Origin of the sequence: Mesorhizobium sp. B2-1-1, from assembly GCF_006442975.2 — a bacterium.
In the GTDB taxonomy this organism is placed as follows: Bacteria; Pseudomonadota; Alphaproteobacteria; order Rhizobiales; family Rhizobiaceae; genus Mesorhizobium.
Map to the genome: position 1 here is coordinate 2,742,104 of NZ_CP083954.1, position 17,526 is coordinate 2,759,629.

The 17,526-nt window shown below is 65.1% G+C and carries 18 protein-coding genes and 1 pseudogene; 13 read left to right on the plus strand and 6 right to left on the minus strand.

Going from position 1 to position 17,526, the window contains the following annotated elements:
• The first annotated feature begins 175 nt into the window (after positions 1-175).
• Positions 176-2,272 (plus strand): EAL domain-containing protein, encoded by a 2,097-nt coding sequence (locus FJ972_RS13420; RefSeq protein ID WP_140521497.1) that lies wholly within the window; start codon positions 176-178, stop codon positions 2,270-2,272.
• Between the two features lie 122 nt (positions 2,273-2,394).
• Here FJ972_RS13420 and FJ972_RS13425 read toward each other — a convergent pair whose 3' ends face one another.
• Positions 2,395-2,592, minus strand: a complete 198-nt coding sequence (locus FJ972_RS13425) for a hypothetical protein (RefSeq protein WP_181165267.1) — start codon at positions 2,590-2,592, stop codon at positions 2,395-2,397.
• A gap of 252 nt (positions 2,593-2,844) precedes the next feature.
• Between FJ972_RS13425 and FJ972_RS13430 the strand changes: the two genes are divergently transcribed.
• Positions 2,845-3,564: a 3-keto-5-aminohexanoate cleavage protein gene (locus FJ972_RS13430; RefSeq protein ID WP_140521498.1), complete on the plus strand. Its 720-nt coding sequence runs from the start codon at positions 2,845-2,847 to the stop codon at positions 3,562-3,564.
• 148 nt (positions 3,565-3,712) lie between these two features.
• The gene (locus FJ972_RS13435; protein ID WP_140521499.1) at positions 3,713-4,267 is read left to right on the plus strand and encodes a cytochrome b; all 555 of its coding nucleotides are present in this window, start codon (positions 3,713-3,715) and stop codon (positions 4,265-4,267) included.
• Here the strand turns inward: FJ972_RS13435 and FJ972_RS13440 are convergent.
• The 3 genes from FJ972_RS13440 to FJ972_RS13450 form a co-directional block, all read right to left on the minus strand.
• Complete coding sequence (locus tag FJ972_RS13440; RefSeq protein WP_140521500.1) at positions 4,230-5,351, minus strand: serine hydrolase domain-containing protein; 1,122 nt, start codon at positions 5,349-5,351, stop codon at positions 4,230-4,232. The genes FJ972_RS13435 and FJ972_RS13440 overlap by 38 nt on opposite strands.
• A gap of 183 nt (positions 5,352-5,534) precedes the next feature.
• Positions 5,535-7,139 (minus strand): ABC transporter substrate-binding protein, encoded by a 1,605-nt coding sequence (locus FJ972_RS13445; protein WP_140521501.1) that lies wholly within the window; start codon positions 7,137-7,139, stop codon positions 5,535-5,537.
• A gap of 49 nt (positions 7,140-7,188) precedes the next feature.
• Complete coding sequence (locus FJ972_RS13450; protein WP_140521502.1) at positions 7,189-8,322, minus strand: NAD(P)/FAD-dependent oxidoreductase; 1,134 nt, start codon at positions 8,320-8,322, stop codon at positions 7,189-7,191.
• A gap of 131 nt (positions 8,323-8,453) precedes the next feature.
• Here FJ972_RS13450 and FJ972_RS13455 point away from each other — a divergent pair, with 131 nt between their 5' ends.
• From FJ972_RS13455 to FJ972_RS13465, 3 genes are all read left to right on the plus strand, one after another.
• Positions 8,454-9,071 (plus strand): helix-turn-helix domain-containing protein, encoded by a 618-nt coding sequence (locus tag FJ972_RS13455; protein WP_140521503.1) that lies wholly within the window; start codon positions 8,454-8,456, stop codon positions 9,069-9,071.
• A gap of 125 nt (positions 9,072-9,196) precedes the next feature.
• Positions 9,197-9,901 carry an SDR family oxidoreductase gene (locus FJ972_RS13460; RefSeq protein ID WP_140516008.1) on the plus strand — a complete coding sequence of 235 codons (705 nt, stop codon included), beginning with the start codon at positions 9,197-9,199 and terminating at the stop codon, positions 9,899-9,901.
• A 94-nt stretch (positions 9,902-9,995) separates the two neighbouring features.
• On the plus strand, positions 9,996-11,054 hold the full coding sequence (locus tag FJ972_RS13465; protein WP_140521504.1) for a Gfo/Idh/MocA family protein: 1,059 nt from the start codon (positions 9,996-9,998) through the stop codon (positions 11,052-11,054).
• A gap of 16 nt (positions 11,055-11,070) precedes the next feature.
• Here FJ972_RS13465 and FJ972_RS13470 read toward each other — a convergent pair whose 3' ends face one another.
• Positions 11,071-11,718: a DUF922 domain-containing Zn-dependent protease gene (locus tag FJ972_RS13470; RefSeq protein ID WP_140521505.1), complete on the minus strand. Its 648-nt coding sequence runs from the start codon at positions 11,716-11,718 to the stop codon at positions 11,071-11,073.
• Positions 11,719-11,959: 241 nt separating this feature from the next.
• Here FJ972_RS13470 and FJ972_RS13475 point away from each other — a divergent pair, with 241 nt between their 5' ends.
• The 7 genes and pseudogenes from FJ972_RS13475 to FJ972_RS13505 all read left to right on the plus strand — a co-directional run bounded on the left by FJ972_RS13475 (position 11,960) and on the right by FJ972_RS13505 (position 16,873).
• Complete coding sequence (locus tag FJ972_RS13475) at positions 11,960-12,247, plus strand: GIY-YIG nuclease family protein (RefSeq protein WP_140521506.1); 288 nt, start codon at positions 11,960-11,962, stop codon at positions 12,245-12,247.
• Positions 12,248-12,462: 215 nt separating this feature from the next.
• Positions 12,463-12,915 (plus strand): GNAT family N-acetyltransferase, encoded by a 453-nt coding sequence (locus FJ972_RS13480; RefSeq protein WP_140521507.1) that lies wholly within the window; start codon positions 12,463-12,465, stop codon positions 12,913-12,915.
• A 502-nt stretch (positions 12,916-13,417) separates the two neighbouring features.
• Positions 13,418-14,617 carry a PLP-dependent aminotransferase family protein gene (locus tag FJ972_RS13485; protein ID WP_181173444.1) on the plus strand — a complete coding sequence of 400 codons (1,200 nt, stop codon included), beginning with the start codon at positions 13,418-13,420 and terminating at the stop codon, positions 14,615-14,617.
• 109 nt (positions 14,618-14,726) lie between these two features.
• Positions 14,727-15,107, plus strand: coding sequence for an ester cyclase (locus FJ972_RS13490; protein WP_140500021.1), 381 nt, complete (start codon positions 14,727-14,729; stop codon positions 15,105-15,107).
• An 11-nt stretch (positions 15,108-15,118) separates the two neighbouring features.
• Positions 15,119-15,283 (plus strand): annotated as a pseudogene (locus tag FJ972_RS13495) (PLP-dependent aminotransferase family protein); the annotation flags it as partial.
• A 115-nt stretch (positions 15,284-15,398) separates the two neighbouring features.
• Entirely contained in the window at positions 15,399-16,190 is a 792-nt protein-coding gene (locus tag FJ972_RS13500) for a hypothetical protein (RefSeq protein ID WP_140521509.1), read from the plus strand.
• Between the two features lie 134 nt (positions 16,191-16,324).
• Entirely contained in the window at positions 16,325-16,873 is a 549-nt protein-coding gene (locus tag FJ972_RS13505) for a YbhB/YbcL family Raf kinase inhibitor-like protein (protein WP_140500017.1), read from the plus strand.
• Between the two features lie 133 nt (positions 16,874-17,006).
• Here FJ972_RS13505 and FJ972_RS13510 read toward each other — a convergent pair whose 3' ends face one another.
• Entirely contained in the window at positions 17,007-17,477 is a 471-nt protein-coding gene (locus FJ972_RS13510) for a nucleoside deaminase (RefSeq protein ID WP_140515996.1), read from the minus strand.
• Positions 17,478-17,526: the final 49 nt, after the last annotated feature.

A 17,526-nucleotide genomic window follows, 5' to 3' on the forward strand; every position in this document is an offset into this window, starting at 1 on the left:
GCGGCGACCCCGCGCAAACACTAGGAGGATTGGCGGGCGGGCAAACTCCGCTTCTTGCCCGCCAATCGAAAGTCGGGACCGCAAGCGAGGAACGCGGCGGAGCCACCGGCGTGGTAACGCTTTCTTCTCTGGTTTTGCCGCAGATTGCCCCCGGCGGGGTTGGACGAAACGGAAGATGGCGGGTCAGGACAAGAAAAGCCGTAATGGAACGTTCTGGGAGAAGGCCCTGGAGCGCGCCCAACTTGGCGTCTGGGACTGGGACCTTCGGACAGGCGAGTGTTTCTATTCCGCCACCTGGGCGCGGATGCTGGGCTATGACGAAAGCGAGCTTGCCAACAGCAGCGACCTCTGGCTGCGGCTTACCCATCCCGACGATCGCGAGCAGGCGCTGGCCAGCGGCGACCGTCACATCGCCGGCCTGACCGACACCATCGAGACCGAGCTCAGGCTCCGGCACAAGCAAGGCCACTGGGTCTGGGTGCTCGACCGCGGCGGCATCGTCGAACGCGACCGCGACGGCCAACCGATCCGGCTGATGGGCGTGCAGACCGATATTTCGAAACAGAAGGCGGCAGAGGCCGCGCTGGAACAGGTCAACATCCGCTTCCGCCTGGCGCTCGCGGCCAGCGGCACCGGCATCTGGCACTACGACATCGCCAGCAACAAAAGCTATTGGGATTCCCGCACCAGGGAAATATTCGGCCTTGTCGCCGTTACCGACGAGGTGACGGCAGACCTATGGCACAGCTACCTGCATCCCGACGACAAGCAGGCGGCCGAACGCGCCCACAGGGCGCCGCTGGAAACCGACGGCGTCATTGCCGCGCAATATCGCATCATCAGGCGCGACGGCGATATCCGTCATGTCGAATCGCTGGTGCGTTTCGTCGCCGCCGCCGGTGCCGCCGGCCAGATCCTCGGCACGGTGCGCGACATCACCGAAGACAAGCTGCGCGAACAGGAACTGGCCTATGCCGCCCGCCACGACGCGCTGACCGGCCTGTGGAACCGCGCCGCCTTCGACAGGCTGCTTGGCGAGCATATCGCGGCGGGAGCGCCGCTGGCGGTGTTCTATGTCGATCTTGATTACTTCAAGGCGCTCAACGACTTCGCCGGGCATGCCGCCGGCGACCTGGCGCTGAAGAGCGTCGCGGGGGGCATACGCGGCTGCCTGCCGCCGTCGGCGCATGCGGCGCGCCTGGGCGGTGACGAGTTCGCGCTGCTGGTGCCGCATTGCGACGCGGTGCAGGCCGAGCGGATCGCCGGCGCCGTGCTTGGGGCGGTGCGTGAGGCCGATCTCGGCCCGGCCGCGTCATCGCGCCGACTGGCGGCCTCGATCGGCATCGCCTTCATCGATGACGCCACGACTACCGTGGCCGATGCGCTGGCTTGCGCCGACGACGCCTGCTACGCGGCCAAGGCGGCGGGGCGCAACCGCTTCGCGGTGTTTTCGGCCGCGGCGCGATCTGGGGCCGCCGGCCTCAATGCGGCGCGCATCGCAGCCGACACCGTCGATGCCATGGACGACGGGCGGCTGAAACTGTTCGGCCAGGAAATCCATCTCCTGGGAAAGCCATGGCAAGAGTGCCGGCACGTCGAAGTGCTGGCGAGGCTCGCCGCGCGCAACGGGCGGCTGGTGCCGCCGGGCGAATTCATCCCGGTGGCCGAGCGTTTCGGCATCGCCTCGAAACTCGACCGCTGGATCATTCGCACGGCGCTGTTGCGGCACGGACCGGCGCTGCTTGCCGGGGCGCTGACGCTGGGCTTCAACCTGTCGGCTCAGACATTGAGCGATCCGGGGCTGTGGGATTTCGTCGACAACACCATCGAGGAAACCGGTGCGCCGCATTCCGGCATCGGATTCGAGATCACCGAAACCGCGGCCGTCACCAATTTCGACGCCGCCGAGGACTTCGTGCGCAAGGCGCGCGAGCGACGCTGCCGGGTCAGCCTCGACGATTTCGGCGCCGGCATGAGCTCGTTCGAGTATCTCAGGCGCTTTCCCGTCGATGCGATCAAGATCGACGGCTCGTTCATCGAACATATCACCGACAGCCGCTTCGATCGCGAGATCGTGCTGGCGATGACCGGCATTGCGAGGAGCCTCGACTTCGCCGTGGTGGGCGAGAAGATCGAACGGCACGATACGCTGGCCATGCTCCAGGACATGGGCGTCGCCTATGGCCAGGGCTTCTTGCTGCATCGTCCCGAGCCGCTGGAGGCGATCGTTTCGCGCGCGACGGCCGGAATGCCCGACAGGCGGCGCGCCTGAAGCGGGCAAGCCGCCCGCCAGAATCGCCGAGCCACTCCAACACTCCATTAGGCAATCCCGAAGAGCTGTTAAGCACGGCCTCTGGAACGGCTCCGGGCGGTCGGCCGGGCGTGGCGGAACGATCACTGGCGGTCGGCGAACCGTGCCGATCGCGGAAACTCCAACACCTCTGCCTCCGATCGCCTGTGCTGCGCCTCCGCGACCGCTTCGATCAGCAGGTCGAGGGCTTCGCATGCCGAGCGGCTTGTCTCGTCATCGCCGCGCAAATAGTGATAGGCGCGTTCGAGATGCACCCGGGCGGCTGAAAAATCGCTGGTCAATGATCCCTCCATTACCTCGCCCTAATATATCTTGGCCGGTCTGGCGGAACACAGGGTAAATATCCACAGGCGGATTTTATTCAAATGCCGGGATTCCGATAAGGAAGAGCGAGGCCGTGGAACTGCCGATCTCCTCCACAAGGGGGAGATCGGCAGTCTCACCGGCCGCTGTCAGGAGAGACAACGCCCAACTCTTTGCCATGCCTTGCCACGCAGCTAGAGTGCTGGCTCCCTTGTCCGAGGATGGCAGCCATGATCGTCCAGGCCTGCATCAATGGCGCACGACCGCGCGATTTTCATCCGAAATTGCCGCTGACGGCGCAGGCGATGGCGAGCGATGCGGCCGCCTGCGTCGCCACGGGCGCGGCCGAGCTGCACATCCATCCGCGCGGCGCGGACGGGCGCGAGAGCCTGGCCGCCGTGGACGCGACCGTGCTGGCGGTGCGCCGGGCCTGTCCCGGCACGCTGATCGGCGTGTCGACAGGCGCCTGGATCGAGAATGACGTCGAGCGCACCCGCGCGGCGATCGCCGGCTGGCGCGAACTGCCCGACTATGCCTCGGTCAATCTTTCGGAGGCCGACGCGCCCGGCGTGATGGAGCTTTTGCGCCAGCGCGGCGTCGGCATCGAGGCCGGCCTTGCCACAACGGAAGATACCGAGCGGTTCGTCAGTCTTGCCGATCACGACCGGGTGCTGCGCATCCTGATCGAGATCGACATACAGGAATTGCCCACCGCACTCGCCGAGGCGCACGGCATCGCCGCCGCGCTGGACCGCGCCGGGGTGCGGCGGCCGATCCTGCTGCACGGCGCCGATGCCACGGTCTGGCCGTTCGTGGAGCTCGCGCGTCGAAGGCGCTGGTCGACGCGGGTCGGACTGGAAGACGGCAGGACGCTTCCCGATGGAAAGGTGGCGCTGGACAATGCGGAGATCGTCGCGGGGGCGGCGGCGGTGTTTTGGTCGAAAACCTGAAGGGTCTCAAGCGCCTTGGCTGTGCAGCCGGTGCGACAAGCCGACCCGACCTGCTCCGCCATAAATCGTTCTCACTCGAGGCGCAGCTAAATAAAGGCAAATTCGGCCTGGCGCGGGGAGCCTTGTGCAACTGCCGCGGAGTTCCTGCATGTCACTGTCCGGTACCACAACTCGCTACGGAAGCCTTGCCCAGGCATTCCACTGGTTGACGGCACTGCTCGTGCTCATCGCCTTCCTGGTCTCGGCAGGCGGCCCTCCTACGCGCGTTTATTCAGCGCCCAGGGCCTCGATGCTGCTGCTTCATGAATCGCTCGGCTTCGCGGTTTTCTGGCTGCTGGTGATCCGCCTGGCCTGGCGGCTGTTCGATCGCATTCCCGATGCTCCGTCCATGCCCGCCTGGATGTATGTCGGGTCGAAGGCGGTACATTGGGCGCTCTACGCATTGATGTTCGCTGTGCCGGTGACCGCCATGCTCGGCGCATGGTTTGGCGGCCATCCGGTCACGGTGTACGGCTTCGGTCCGATCGGTTCGCTTTTCGCCCCATGGGACGTCGGCGCTTCGCTGGCGGAAATCCACGGCACGCTTGGCGACATCCTCATGTGGCTGGCCGGCCTGCACGCCGCGGCGGCCGTCTTCCACCACGTTCTTCTGCGAGATCGCGTGCTCAGCCAGATGCTGCCCGGCTTGGCTGCTCCAGAATGATCCGGATCGCCTGATCCACCACGGGATGCAGGCCGCTGGCCTGGAAGGACAGGCGGTTGCCGGAGCCGACATTGCTGGTCATGGCGATGGTAAGACCGGTCGCCGGATCATGCAGCATGACCGCGACATAGCCCGGAATGCTGCCCTGATGGCCGTAGAAGGCGCGGTCGGCATAGGCGCTCTGGAACATGCCGGCGCCGGTCTCGCGCATGCGGGTGCCCGGGAATCTCGCCGGCACGCGGCGTTCGAACATCTCGGCGAAGAAAGGCGGCGACAAGAGCTTGCCGGAGAACAGGCTGCGCATGAAGCTCACCATGTCGGACGGCGTCGACACCATGTCGCCGCAGCCATAGGCGGCGCCGAATGGGAAGGAATCGGAAGAATCCTGCAATTCGTCGGAGTAGGGCAGCACGCCGTCCATGCGCCACATCTCGCCGCCGGAAGCGATGTCTGTCGGTGCGCCCGGCGCCAGCGGCGGCCGGTGGTAGTAGCCGCGCACCATCGACCTTTCCGGGAATGCTTCGGTGGCTGGCGACCAGGTGTTTTCCAGGGCGAGCGGCCGCAGGACCGCGCTTCTGACATAGGCGCCGAGCGACTGGCCGGTGACGGCCTCGATCACCATGCCGGCCAACACATAGCCGGTGTTGTTGTAGACAGCGGGTCCGCCCGGTGCCTTCTGTTTGTCGGAGGCGAAGGCGATGTCGACCAGCTGCTGCGGCGTCCATTGCCGGCCCGGATCCATCGGTATGTAATATTCGAATTCCGGCAGGCCGCTGCGATGGTTGATCAGCTGGCGCACCGAAATATTCCCGGCGCCCGGCAGATCCGGGAACCAGGAGGAGATCGGCGCGCCGAGCTCGAGCTTGCCGGTCTCGGCGAGCTTGACCAGGGCGGCGGCGACGAAGGTCTTGGTGCAGCTGCCGATCTTGAACAACTGGTCCGGTGTGACTGATGTGCCATGTGCGCGATCGGCTAGGCCCGCGGTGAGGGCGATTGGCGCGGCGCCTGTCGAATAGGCCAGCGAGGCACCCACCGCGCCGTCGGCGAGGTAGCTGTTGAGGAGGGAGGTCAGGTCTTTCGGCATTGATATCGCTTTCTTTTTTCCTTCTCCCCCTGTGGGAGAAGGTGGCCTCGCGAAGCGAGGTCGGATGAGGGGTGCTCCAGGGAACACCAACGTCTCATTCCGCTGGAACACCCCTCATCCGTCTCGGCGCTGCGCGCCGATCCACCTTCCCCCATATGGGGGAAGGACAGGGAGCGCCTGCCCTCACTCAGCCACATCGACCGCGGCGAAATTCTGCCGGCCGAAGGGGTCGAGGATGTAGTTGAGCACGCACTTGCGGATCGGGATCGCCACCAGCGAATGGGCGATCGGCGCCACCGGCACCTCGGCCTTCAGGATTGCCTGCGCCCTGCCGTAGATCGCGGCGCGTTCTTTCGGGTCGGCGGCGACGCGGCCTTCATCCAGCAGCTTCTCGAAATCCTTGTCGCACCAGCGCGACCGGTTCGAGCCACCCTTCACGCCGTCGCAGGACAGGAGATAGCTCAGCATGTTGTCGGGATCGCCATTGTCACTGCTGCCGCCGAGCAGGAAAGCGTCCTGCTCGCCCGCGGCGGTGCGCTTGAGATATTCGCCCCATTCGAAGCTGACGATCTCGGACTGCACGCCGACCTTCGCCCAGTCGGCCTGGATCATCTCAGCCATGCGCTTGGCGTTGGGGTTGTAGGGGCGCGACACCGGCATCGCCCATAGGCTGATCTTGAGGCCGCTTTCGTGGCCTGCTTCCTTCAGCAGTTTCTTCGCGCCGTCGGGATCGTAGTCGATGCCGGCATCGGTGACGGCGCCGAGCTGCGCCGGCGGCACGACGCTGCCGGCAACCGTGCCGGCGCCGGCATAGACGGCATCGACGATTGCCTTGCGGTCGACGGCCTTGGCAAGCGCGGTGCGCACGCGGACATCGCCCAGCGGCTGATGCTCGACGTTGAAGCCGAGGATGCCGATATTCTGGCCCTTGAGGTCGAGGACCGTGATGTCTGGATCGGCGCGCAATTCGGCGACGGCACTGGGCGGGGGCGGGGCCGCCACCTGGCATTCATTGGCCTTGAGGCGCTCGACGCGGGTGGTCGGCTCGGGCGTGACGGCAAAGACCAGCGTGTCGATCTTCGGCGCGCCGCGCCAGTAATCCTTGTTGGCGGCGTAGCGCACCTGGCTGTCGGGCACATAGGCATCGAGCATGAACGGGCCGGTCCCGACCGGCTGGCTGTCGATCAGCTCCGGCGTGCCGGCGGCCACCATCTTTTCGGTCTGCTCCAGCGACAAGATCGAGAGGTAGTCGAGCGCCAGCCCGGCCAGGAAGGTGACGTTGGGTGCCGTCAGCGTGAAGCGCACGGTGTAATCGTCGACCTTGTCTATTTTGTCGATCAGCGTGCCCATGCCCAGCGCGTTGAAGTATTCGTAAGAGCCGCCGCCGAGCTTGTGGTAGGGATTGTTGGCGTCGCGCTGGCGGTTGAACGTGTAAAGGACGTCGTCCGCGTTGAACTCGCGCGTCGGCGTGAAATGCTCGTTCGACTGGAATTTCACGCCATGGCGCAGGTGGAATGTGTAGGTCTTGCCGTCCGGCGAGACATCCCAGCTCTCGGCCAGCGCCGGTCCGACTTCGGTCGTGCCCGGCTTGAACTCGACCAGCCGGTTGAAGATCGTCTTGGCGGCGGCGTCCATGGTGGAGTCGGCGATGCCGATCGCCGGGTTGAACGTCTCGGGATTGGCCTCCGAGCAATAGACGAGCGTCTTGGCATGAGCCTGCCCGCCGAGAAGGACGGACGAGGCCAGAAGGGTCGAGCCAAGCACTGTGCGCAGAACGGTGGATTTCATCGCAAACGCTCCTGATGACATTTTTCTGGTTGAGGGAAGGGCATGAAATTCATGGCGTCGCCGCCGGGGCCAGGAAGCGGTCGGGCGCCAGCCCCGCGGCGGTGACGCCAAGCGCGGTGACATCGTCGGGCAAGGGTTGGCCGCGCATCAGCGCCGAGCCGAGCCGCGCCAATGTCAGCGATACCTGGAAACCATAGCCGCCCTGGCCGCCGAGCCAGAAGAAGCCGGGCAGGCGCGGGTCGAAGCCGGCGACCGGCGTGCGGTCGGGCGCGAAGGTGCGCAGGCCGGCCCAGGGCGTCGACGGGCGGCCTATGCGCATGGACGTTGCCTGCTCGATGCGGTCGACGGCAATGGCGACGTCGATGTCTTCCGGCCAGGCGTCGCAAGGCTCGGAATCGGTTTCGTCGGCCAGCGAGCCGATCAGCCTGCCGGCGTCTGGCTTGAAGTAGAATTGTTCGTGCAGATCGACCACCAGCGGCCAGCCGGCAATGTCGGTGCCCGCGGGCGGGTCGAACAGGAAGGCGGTGCGCCGCTTGGGCTGGAAGCCGAGGCCGGTGAGCCCCGCCAGGCCGGCCACGACATCGACCCAGGCGCCGGCGGCGTTGACGACGATGTCGGCGGGATAGGCGCCGGCACTGGTGGCGACGCGCAAGCCATTGCCGGCGGGCGCGACCTCGCGCACCTCTTCGCCCGTGCGCATGATGCCGCCCCTGGCCTTCAGTGCCGAAGCGCAGGCCGCAAGCATCTTGCCGGTATCGACGTCCACCGCACCCGGTTCATAGACACCGCCGCATGTGGTTTGCGGATCGATGACGGGAACCAGCGCATGCAGCTCAGCGGCGGAGAGGCGGCGTACGCTCGGTACCATGGCCTGCAATTCGCCGGCCAGCCGGTCGACGGCCGCGCCGTCATCGGCGCGGCCGACATGCAGCGCGCCACGTTGATGCGCGACGAAGCCGCCGTCGAAGATCGCCCGGCGGCTCGCCAGCGTCAGCGCGCGCACCAGGCGGTTGCCATAAGTCTCGGTGAACAGGGCGGCCGAGCGGCCGCTGGCATGATAGCCCGGCTGGCTCTCGCGCTCGATCAGGGTGACGTCGGCCCAGTCCGCCACCTCGGCGGCAAGCGAGAGGCCGGCAATGCCGCCGCCGATGACGACGATTTTCGGGAGTGAATTCGACTGCATCGTTCAGTCGTAAAAATAATTTCTTATCCAGTCAATATTTAGCGTATAAGAAAATTGTTGGCGTTGTTGATGACGGCGGGAAGTTCAATTACGTAGGATGGAGCGGCGCGATCCCGCGGCATGGAGCTGATATGTCGGAGCAACCGAAGCTGGGTGATTGCCTGCGCGGCTTGAGGAAGACGCATGGCTGGACCTTGCAGGAGGTGAGCAGGCTCACCGGGGTCGCGGTGTCGACGCTGTCCAAGGTCGAGAACAACCAGATGTCCCTGAGCTACGACAAGCTGCTGCAGATCTGCGAAGGGCTCGGCATCCATGTAACGGAACTGCTCAGCGGTGACCGCAAGCAGCCGGCGGCGCGCACCCGCCGCTCCGTTACCTCACCGTCCAACACACTGCGCCAGCTGACCCGCAATTACGACTACCGGTACCTGGCCACCGACCTGGTGCGCAAGCGCATGGTGCCGATCCACGCCTATGCGCGCGCCCGCACGCCCGAAGAGTTCGGCCCGCTGACGAAACATGCCGGCGAGGAATTTTTGATCGTGCTCAAGGGCGAGATCGAACTGCACACCGACCAGTACGCGCCGGTGCGGCTGAAACAGGGCGAGAGCGTCTATATCGATTCCACCATGGGCCACGCCTACCTCTCGGTGGGCGAGGGCGACGCCGAAATGCTGTGCGTCTGCTCCGGCGACGAGCCCGACATGGAAGGCACGCTGCTCAGCGTGCTGGAGACGGTGGAAGGCTAGGGCGGTTGGCGCGTCGCATTTTTCTGCAGGTCGGTTCAGCCTTTCTGGTTCGAAGCGGCCGACGAAACCGGCTATATGACCGCTGAGACCGCAACTCCCGCCAACCCCCTTGAGAGGAAAACCCAATGAGTTCAGAAAAAGTGGCTGTCATCGTGGCCGGCGGCAGCGGCATGGGGGCTGCGGCGGCGAAGCGGCTGGCGGCGGACGGGTTCAAGGTCGCCATCCTGTCTTCATCCGGCAAGGGCGAGGCACTGGCCAAGGAACTGGGCGGCATCGGCGTCACCGGCTCCAACCAGTCGAACGAGGATCTGCGGCGCCTCGCGGACCTGACGCTGGAGCGCTATGGCCGCATCGACGTTCTGGTCAACAGCGGCGGCCACGGGCCGCGCGCGCCGATCCTGGAGATCACGGACGAACAGTGGCACGCCGGCATGGACGTCTACCTGCTCAACGTCATCCGGCCGGTGCGCATCGTGGCGCCGCAGATGGTCAAGCAGAAGGCCGGCGCCATCATCAACATCTCGACCGCCTGGGTGGTGGAGCCGAGCCCGATGTTCCCGACCTCGGCCGTGTTCCGTGCCGGCCTTGCCGCCTATACCAAGATATTCGCCAACACTTATGCAGCGGACAATGTGCGCATGAACAATGTGCTGCCCGGCTGGATCGACAGCCTGCCGGCGACGGAAGAGCGCCGCGACTCCGTGCCCATGCAGCGCTACGGCACGTCGGAAGAGATCGCTGCGACCATCGCTTTCCTGGCCTCGGACGGCGCCGGCTACATCACCGGCCAGAACATCCGCGTCGACGGCGGGATCATTCGCGCTATTTGAGGCGGGTCCGGGAGGGAAGGCCTGTCCGACCCGCGTCGCGGAGGCGATCCGGCATCCCGCCTGACGCGACGACATCTCGCACCAAGGAGGAAAAATGCGGCTTCTGATACTTGGCACCGGCTGGATGGCGCAGGAACATGCACGGCAATTCAGCGCCATCGATGGCGTCGACATTGTCGGGGCCGTCGACCTCGATCCGGCGCGTGTCGGCGAATTCGCCGACGGCTTCAACATCCCCAACCGCTTCACCGCGCTGGACGAGGCGCTCAAATGGGGCGCTTTCGACGCCGTGGCCAATGTCACGCCGGACCGCATCCACCACCCGACCACCATGCAGCTGATCGCGGCCGGCAAGCCGGTGCTGTGCGAGAAACCGCTGGCCGAGAATTTCGGCAAGGCGATCGAGATGGCCGAGGCCGCCGAGAAAGCCGGCATCGTCAACATGGTGAACCTCACCTACCGCAACGTCGCGGCGCTGCAGAAGGCCCGCCGGATGGTGCAGGCCGGTGAGATCGGCACGGTCCGGCACGTCGAGGCGTCTTATCTGCAGAGTTGGCTGGTGTCGAAATTCTGGGGCGACTGGCGCAGCGACCCGAAATGGCTCTGGCGGCTGTCGCGCGGCCACGGCTCCAACGGCGTGCTCGGCGATGTCGGCATCCACATCCTCGATTTCGCCAGCTACGGCGCGGCCCTCGGCATCGACCATGTATTCTGCCGGCTGCGTTCCTTCGACAAGGCGCCCGGCAACCGCATCGGCGACTATGGGCTCGACGCCAATGACAGTTTCGCCATGACGGTGGATTTCTCCAACGGCGCCTTCGGCGTGGTGCATGCCAGCCGCTGGGCGACCGGCCATCTCAACGAATTGCGCCTGCGCATCTATGGCGACAGAGGCGGTCTCGAAGTGGTGCACAATCTCGACGGCTCGTCGCTCAAGGCTTGCCTCGGCGAAAATGTCGACGATGGGATATGGGAAGAGCTCGACGCCGGCACGGTGGCCACCAACTACCAGCGTTTCGCCGACGCGGTGCGGACCGGCGTGCAGGCCGAACCGTCCTTCCGCCACGCCGCCGAACTGCAGAAGGTGCTGGATCTGGCCGTGGTGTCGGACGAGAAGCGGGCGGAACTCGCGGCGAGCGCGCAGACGCGGTGAGGGCGGCGCCTTCCTCTCAGGGACCGGTCACGAGGCCAAAAACCAGTTTTTGCAAATTGCCGCCATTGCCGAATTCGACGCGGTCGAAATCGCGGCTTGCCTGCCGCTGCGCCTGCGACAATTCGGAGAGGCGCCTGGTCATCTCGGTCCGGATCTTGGCGCATTTGGGATCGTCGGCAACGCTGAGCCCGACGGTCGCCGCCTCGATCTTGCGCACCATGGCGATGATATCGGCGCCATGCACCTTCTCATGGGCGGCGACGCCGGCGATGAAGCTGTCCCAGCTCTTCTGCACGGCCGGCGGCAGGGACCCTGACGGCTTCGGCAAGGCATAGGTGATGATGAGCTTCGGCCTTGCCGATGCCAGCACGCAATCGCGGCCCTTGTTCTGGTAGTCCCTGGTCCAGGTCAGCTTGAAATTGGTGTAGGCGATGGTGCGCGTTTTGGCGCCGCGGATCAGCGGTCCGTTCTCGCCGATCGACCGGTAGAGCTCCTGTCCGGTCCGGCCCGAGATGGCGTAGGGCTCGATCGTCTCGACCGGCTTCCATTGGGCATGGGCGACAAGCGGCAAGGCGAGCACCGCGACCAGCGACAGGCACAGACGAACACACGCTCTCAACACCGCTCTCCGCGAAACCAGGACCGGCGCCGACGCCAATGCCATCTTGTGGCTTTTCCTATATGCTGCCGGCGGGTGCTGCAAATGTGTTGGAGGGAGGCGCTGGCGCCGTGCGGCAAGACCAGGATGGGGATGGGGTTGAAGAAGTACCCTCGGTTCGTCATCCTAGGGCGGAGCAAGGAGCGAAGCGACGCGGCGCAGACCCTAGGATCCATGCCGTGACACCTGCCGAAGAATGCAGCGAATCAGGATGTTCTCCCAACGCATGGCCCGATAGCCCCGACACATGACCGGCTATGTCTACATGACCGCCAGCCAGAAGGCCGGCACCATTTACATCGGCGTCACAAACGATCTCGGTCGTCGTATGCCAGAACACAAGTCGGGCCAGGGTTCGCGCTTCACCAGCCAATATGGCGTGCAGCGACTGGTCTGGTACGAGGAGTATTTCGATATCACGGACGCCATCCAGCGCGAGAAATCGCTCAAGCGCTGGCGGCGGCAATGGAAGGTCGAACTGATCGAAAAGGCCAATCCTGAATGGTTCGAGCTATTTCGTGGAACAGGATGGTAGCCATTGGCCACTTCGTCCTCGGGTTGACTCGGGGCATGTCGCGGGGCTCGGTGATCGAAATTCCGCACGGTAGCGGCGCTCCCATGTCACGGCATGGATTCCAGGGTCTCCGCGACGGAGCTTCGCTCCTGCTCCGCCCTAGGATGACGAAGATAGGGTGAGGCTTCCAAACCAACGGCCTTGCCGGCGCCGGCGCGTCGCCGTAAGTCGTGCTCATGATCACCTTCCGCAAGGCCCTGGCCTCCGACCTGCCTGCCCTCGTCGCCATGCTGGCGGACGATCCGCTTGGCGCGGCCAGAGAGGATGCCTCGCTGCCGCTGGCGCAGGGCTATGTCGATGCCTTCAACGCCATCGATGCCGACCCCAACCAGTTGCTGGCGGTGGCGGTCGATGGCGCCGACGTGGTCGGCACCTTGCAGATCAGCTTCCTTGCCGGGCTGTCGCGCAAGGGCGCCTGGCGCGGTCAGATCGAGGCGGTGCGGGTGGCCGGGCACCGCCGTTCCGAAGGCATAGGCAGGCTGATGATCGAATGGGCTGTTGATCAATGCCGGGCGCGCGGTTGCGGCCTCGTCCAGCTCACCACCGACAAGACCAGAGCGGACGCGCATCGGTTCTATGAAAGCCTCGGCTTCACCGGCACCCATCTCGGCTACAAACAGAACATTTAGGCCGAAAATTCGATCGGATGTCGTTCGTCAATGGCCAGAATGCTGGAGATCCGCGTCATACTGTGAGCACATTTGGGACGAATCGCTTAGCATCGGTAAATATGACTGCACTTTCGGACCAAGGCGATCGATGAATAGCTCTCAAATGGAAAAATACATCTGGGCCTCGATTTTGTATTATGCCGTGGTTGCCGTCTCATTGATTTTTTTTTGTGCTTTGTGAGTGATCTTGGGACCCTGTGGCTCTTTCTTTGTTTTTTTGGGTATCTTGCTCTCATTTTATGTCTTCGAGCATGGCGGCTTAGAAGGCATCCGCAGAGTGCCTATCAAGTCGGATTGACCAAACGCAGACTTAACAATTGTCCCTGATCCGCTCTTAGCCCCGCGGCGGCTGGCGCATGCGGGAAGGCTAGCAGGCCCTATTCAATTTGCGGCGAGACCAGATATAGGTCAGCTAAGTTGACCTATATTCGATGCGTCCGGGGAGGCGTGCTTGACCCTTATGAACCTGTTGGCCTCGCGCTCGTCGCGCATGAAGGCCTCGGAAATCCGCGAGCTCCTGAAGCTGCTCGACCAGCCGGACATCATCTCCTTCGCCGGCGGCATTCCCGATCCGGCGCTGTTTCCGGCCGAGGCGATCCGCGACGCCTATGCCGACGTGCTCGGCGGCGGCGAGGCGGGGGCCGCGCTTCAGTACCAGGTGAGCGAGGGCTATCTGCCGCTGCGGCGATGGATCGCCGGGCAGATGGGCAAGCTCGGCGTCGCCTGCGAGGAAGCCAACATCTTCATCACTTCGGGCTCGCAGCAGGCGCTCGACTATATCGGCAAGCTGCTGCTGTCGCCCGGCGACACCGCACTGGTGACGTGGCCGACCTATCTCGGCGCGCTGCAGGCCTTCAACGCCTATGAACCGCGCTACGACCGGCTGCGGCCGGAAGGCGGCAACATGACGCCGGATGCCTATCGCGCGGCGGCGGCGGCGAATGGCGGCCGGGTCAAGTTCGCCTATCTGGTGCCGGATTTCGCCAACCCGACCGGCAACACGCTGGACAGGCAGCAGCGCGAGGCGGTGCTCGACCTTGCCGGCGAGCTCGACATCGCCATCGTCGAGGACGCCGCCTACCGGGCGCTGCGCTATGATGGCGAAAGCGTGCCGCCGATCCTGGCGCTCGACTGCGCGCGCTCCGGCGGCATCGACAAGGCGCGCACGCTCTATTGCGGCTCGTTCTCGAAGATCCTGTCGCCGGGCATGCGCGTCGGCTGGGTCTGCGCGCCGCGCCATGTCGTGGACAAGCTGGTGCTGATGAAGCAGGCTTCCGACCTGCACAGCCCGTCGATCAACCAGATGGTGATGCACCGGGCGGCCGAAGCGGTGTTCGAGGCCCAGGTCGAAAAACTGATCGGCGCCTATCGCGAACGCCGCGACGGCCTGTTTGCGGCGCTTGAAGCCAACATGCCGAAGGGTGTGACCTGGAGCCGCCCGGAAGGCGGCATGTTCGTCTGGGTGACGCTGCCGGAAGGCGCTGACGCCACCACGCTCCTGGCGCGCTCGGTGAAGGAAGCGCGTGTCGCCTTCGTGCCCGGCAGCGCCTTCTTCGCCGATGGCACCGGGCGCAACACGCTGCGGCTGTCCTTCACGCTCGCCGACCGCCGCGCGGTGACCGAGGGTATCCCGCGGCTGGCGGCGCTGCTCAAGGCTTAAGGCGCCGGCCAGACGACGGTGCATCGCTCCAGCGGCGAACAAACCCGGGTTGCCCTGACTTGTTGCGGGTGCAAAATAGCCTTGTGTCCACGAACGCGGTTCATGCGCCATGACCGACCTTTCCGGTATCTACCGCGACTACATTGCCTGCCTCAACCGGCAGGACTGGCCGAACCTCGGGCAGTTCGTCGACGACGACGTGTCCCACAATGGCAGGCGGATCGGTCTCTCCGGCTACCGTGCGATGCTGGAGAAGGATTTCGACGACATTCCGGATCTTCGTTTCGATATCCGGCTGCTGGTCTGCGATCCGCCTCATGTCGCGAGCCGCCTGATGTTCGACTGCACGCCCAGGGGAAATTTCCTCGGGCTTGCCGTAGACGGCCGGAAAGTGTCCTTCGCCGAGAACGTCTTCTATGAATTTCGCGGCGCGAAGATCCGGCTCGTGTGGTCCATCATCGACAAGGCCGCCATCGAAGCCCAGCTTTGAACCACGAACCTCTCCTGGCGTGCTCGGTGAAGGAAGCGCGTGTCGCCTTCGTGCCCGGCAGCGCCTTCTTCGCCGATGGCACCGGGCGCAACACGCTGCGGCTGTCCTTCACCTTGGCCGACCGCCGCGCTGTGACCGAGGGCATTCCCAGATTGGCCAAGCTGCTGAGGAACTAGCAACCGACCGGATTCCTGGCCCCGGGGCGTCAGGCCGGCTTGTCGGCAGCCCTTGTGCGCCTGGCAAGGCGTGCGGTAAATGCGGGCGTGCCTTTGCCGGTCGAATGAGGATGTCATGGTCTCCGCAACGCCCAGAGTGACGCTGCTTCTCGGCAGCGCGCCCGACGTCGTGCGCTGCGCCGCCTGGCCGAAGGAGACCTTCGCCAGCATCGTCGCCATCAACAATGCCTGGCGCGTGCGCCCCGACTGGGACGTGCTGGTGCATGCCGGCGATTTCCCGTCCAACCGGATGCCGCCTCTGGAACCGCTGCGGCAGGCCGAGATCTTCAGCGCCGCGCATTACGTGCCGGCCCAGAATACTTTCGGCGGCTTCGTCTATGCCGGCGCCACCATGTCGCTGACAGCGGCCTATTGGGCCGTCCACAGCCAGAGGCCGGACGTGCTCGCCTTCCTCGGCTGCGACATGATCTACGACACGGCCGGCGACACCCATTTCTACGGCATCGGCCGCGCCGACCCGCTGCGCGACGATGTCACGCTGCAGAGCCTCGAGGCCAAATCCGCCCGCCTGCTCATTCATGCGCTGCGACGCGGCACGCTCTGCATCAACCTGTCGGACCTGCCGCAAAGCCGCCTGGTCTTCCCAAGGCTGTCCTTCGAGGAATTGCGGTTACTGTCCCCCGAGCGCCTCGCCGGCATGAAGATGGATGCGCGTGCGCGCATCCATCACCATAGGGTCGAAGTGGCCGAGCAAATCGAGCGCGAGCTCGGCTATTTCTACGAGGATGGCATGTACTGGAACCATCTCGACGAAATCGACGGCGCGCAGCTAGCCGACATCGACCGGCTCTGGATCTCGGCGATCGGTCCGGCTGAGCCGACCGAAGAATGCAGCGCGGCGGAATAGCGCCGTCCGGCAGCTTTTGTTGCAGGGACCAGCAATTCCCGCGGCTCCCACCAGCAGTTTCGCGCCAAATTGCCTAATTTCGGGCCGCTTTTCGGCTAAACTCGTCGGCATCTTGGCTGGAAGTGGAGGAAGCCATGAGCTTGCGCCTCGGTTTCGCCGTGCTGGTGCTGTTCGGCCTCGCCAATCAGGCGGCGGCTTTCGAGATTTCAAGCCCGTCGGTTTCCAACGGCAAATGGGCCGAAAAATATCTCGGCGACAAGGCCGGCGGCTGCAGCGGGCAAAGCGTATCGATCGCCTTGAGATGGAAGGACCCGCCGGCAGGCACCAAGAGCTACGCGCTCACCATGTTCGACCCCGACGCCGGCGGCGGCAAGGGTTTCTGGCACTGGCTGGCCTGGAACATCCCGGCAAGCGCGAAGGGCCTGGCCGAAGGGGCTGGCTCGAAGCGCGGCAAAGGCTTGCCCAAGGGTACGGTGCTCGGCAAGGGTGGCATCGGCCGCGCAGGCTATTTCGGGCCATGCCCGCCGCCCGGCAGCGGCACGCATCACTATGTCTTCACGCTCTATGCGCTCGGCGCGCCGAAGCTGCGCGCGCCGGAGAATCCCTCTCCGGAAATGGTGGCAGTGGCCGCGAAGAGCCAGGCGCTCGGCGAGACCAGCGTGACGTACACCTATGGGCGGTAAGCATGACCGGTTCAGGCAGTCGCCCGGGCCACCAGCGCATTGACGACGCTGTTGGCAAACACGTTCCAAGAGATCGTTTGAATTCCGTTCCGGTGGCCATCTGGCGGCTTTGCGCGCGGCCTCGGCCGGCGCGTCAGCGCGTCCAGAAATCGCGATGCGGCGCGATCAGCTCGTCCTCGATCTCGGGGAAGGGGCCAAAGACCTCGATCTTCTTCTGGCCCGAGGCGAGCACTGTGCGCGAGGGCAGGCTCATCGTCGGATTCTCAGCGTGATCGCCGGTGAGCGCCAGGAGCTTCGTCTCCTCGAAGCCGTAGACCAGGCGGCCGATATTGGCCCAGTAGAGCGTTCCGGCGCACATCGCACAGGGTTCGCCGGTCGAGACCAGCGTGCAGGACCAGAGGAAATCCGGCTCGTAGGCAGCCGCGGCGCGCCGGGCGAGCTCCGTCTCGGCATGGCGCACCGTGTCGAGATTTCCCTGGCGCATAAGCACACGATCGTCCGGCCCGACCAGCACGCAGCCGAACGGATGATGGCCGTGCACGGCCGCCTCGCGAGCGACGGCGTCGGCGGCGCGGAGGTGGGCGAGCATCTGGTCGCGGGTCATTGCGCAATCCTAACACGACGGGCGAGGAGAGGAGCCGACACCCGGCGAC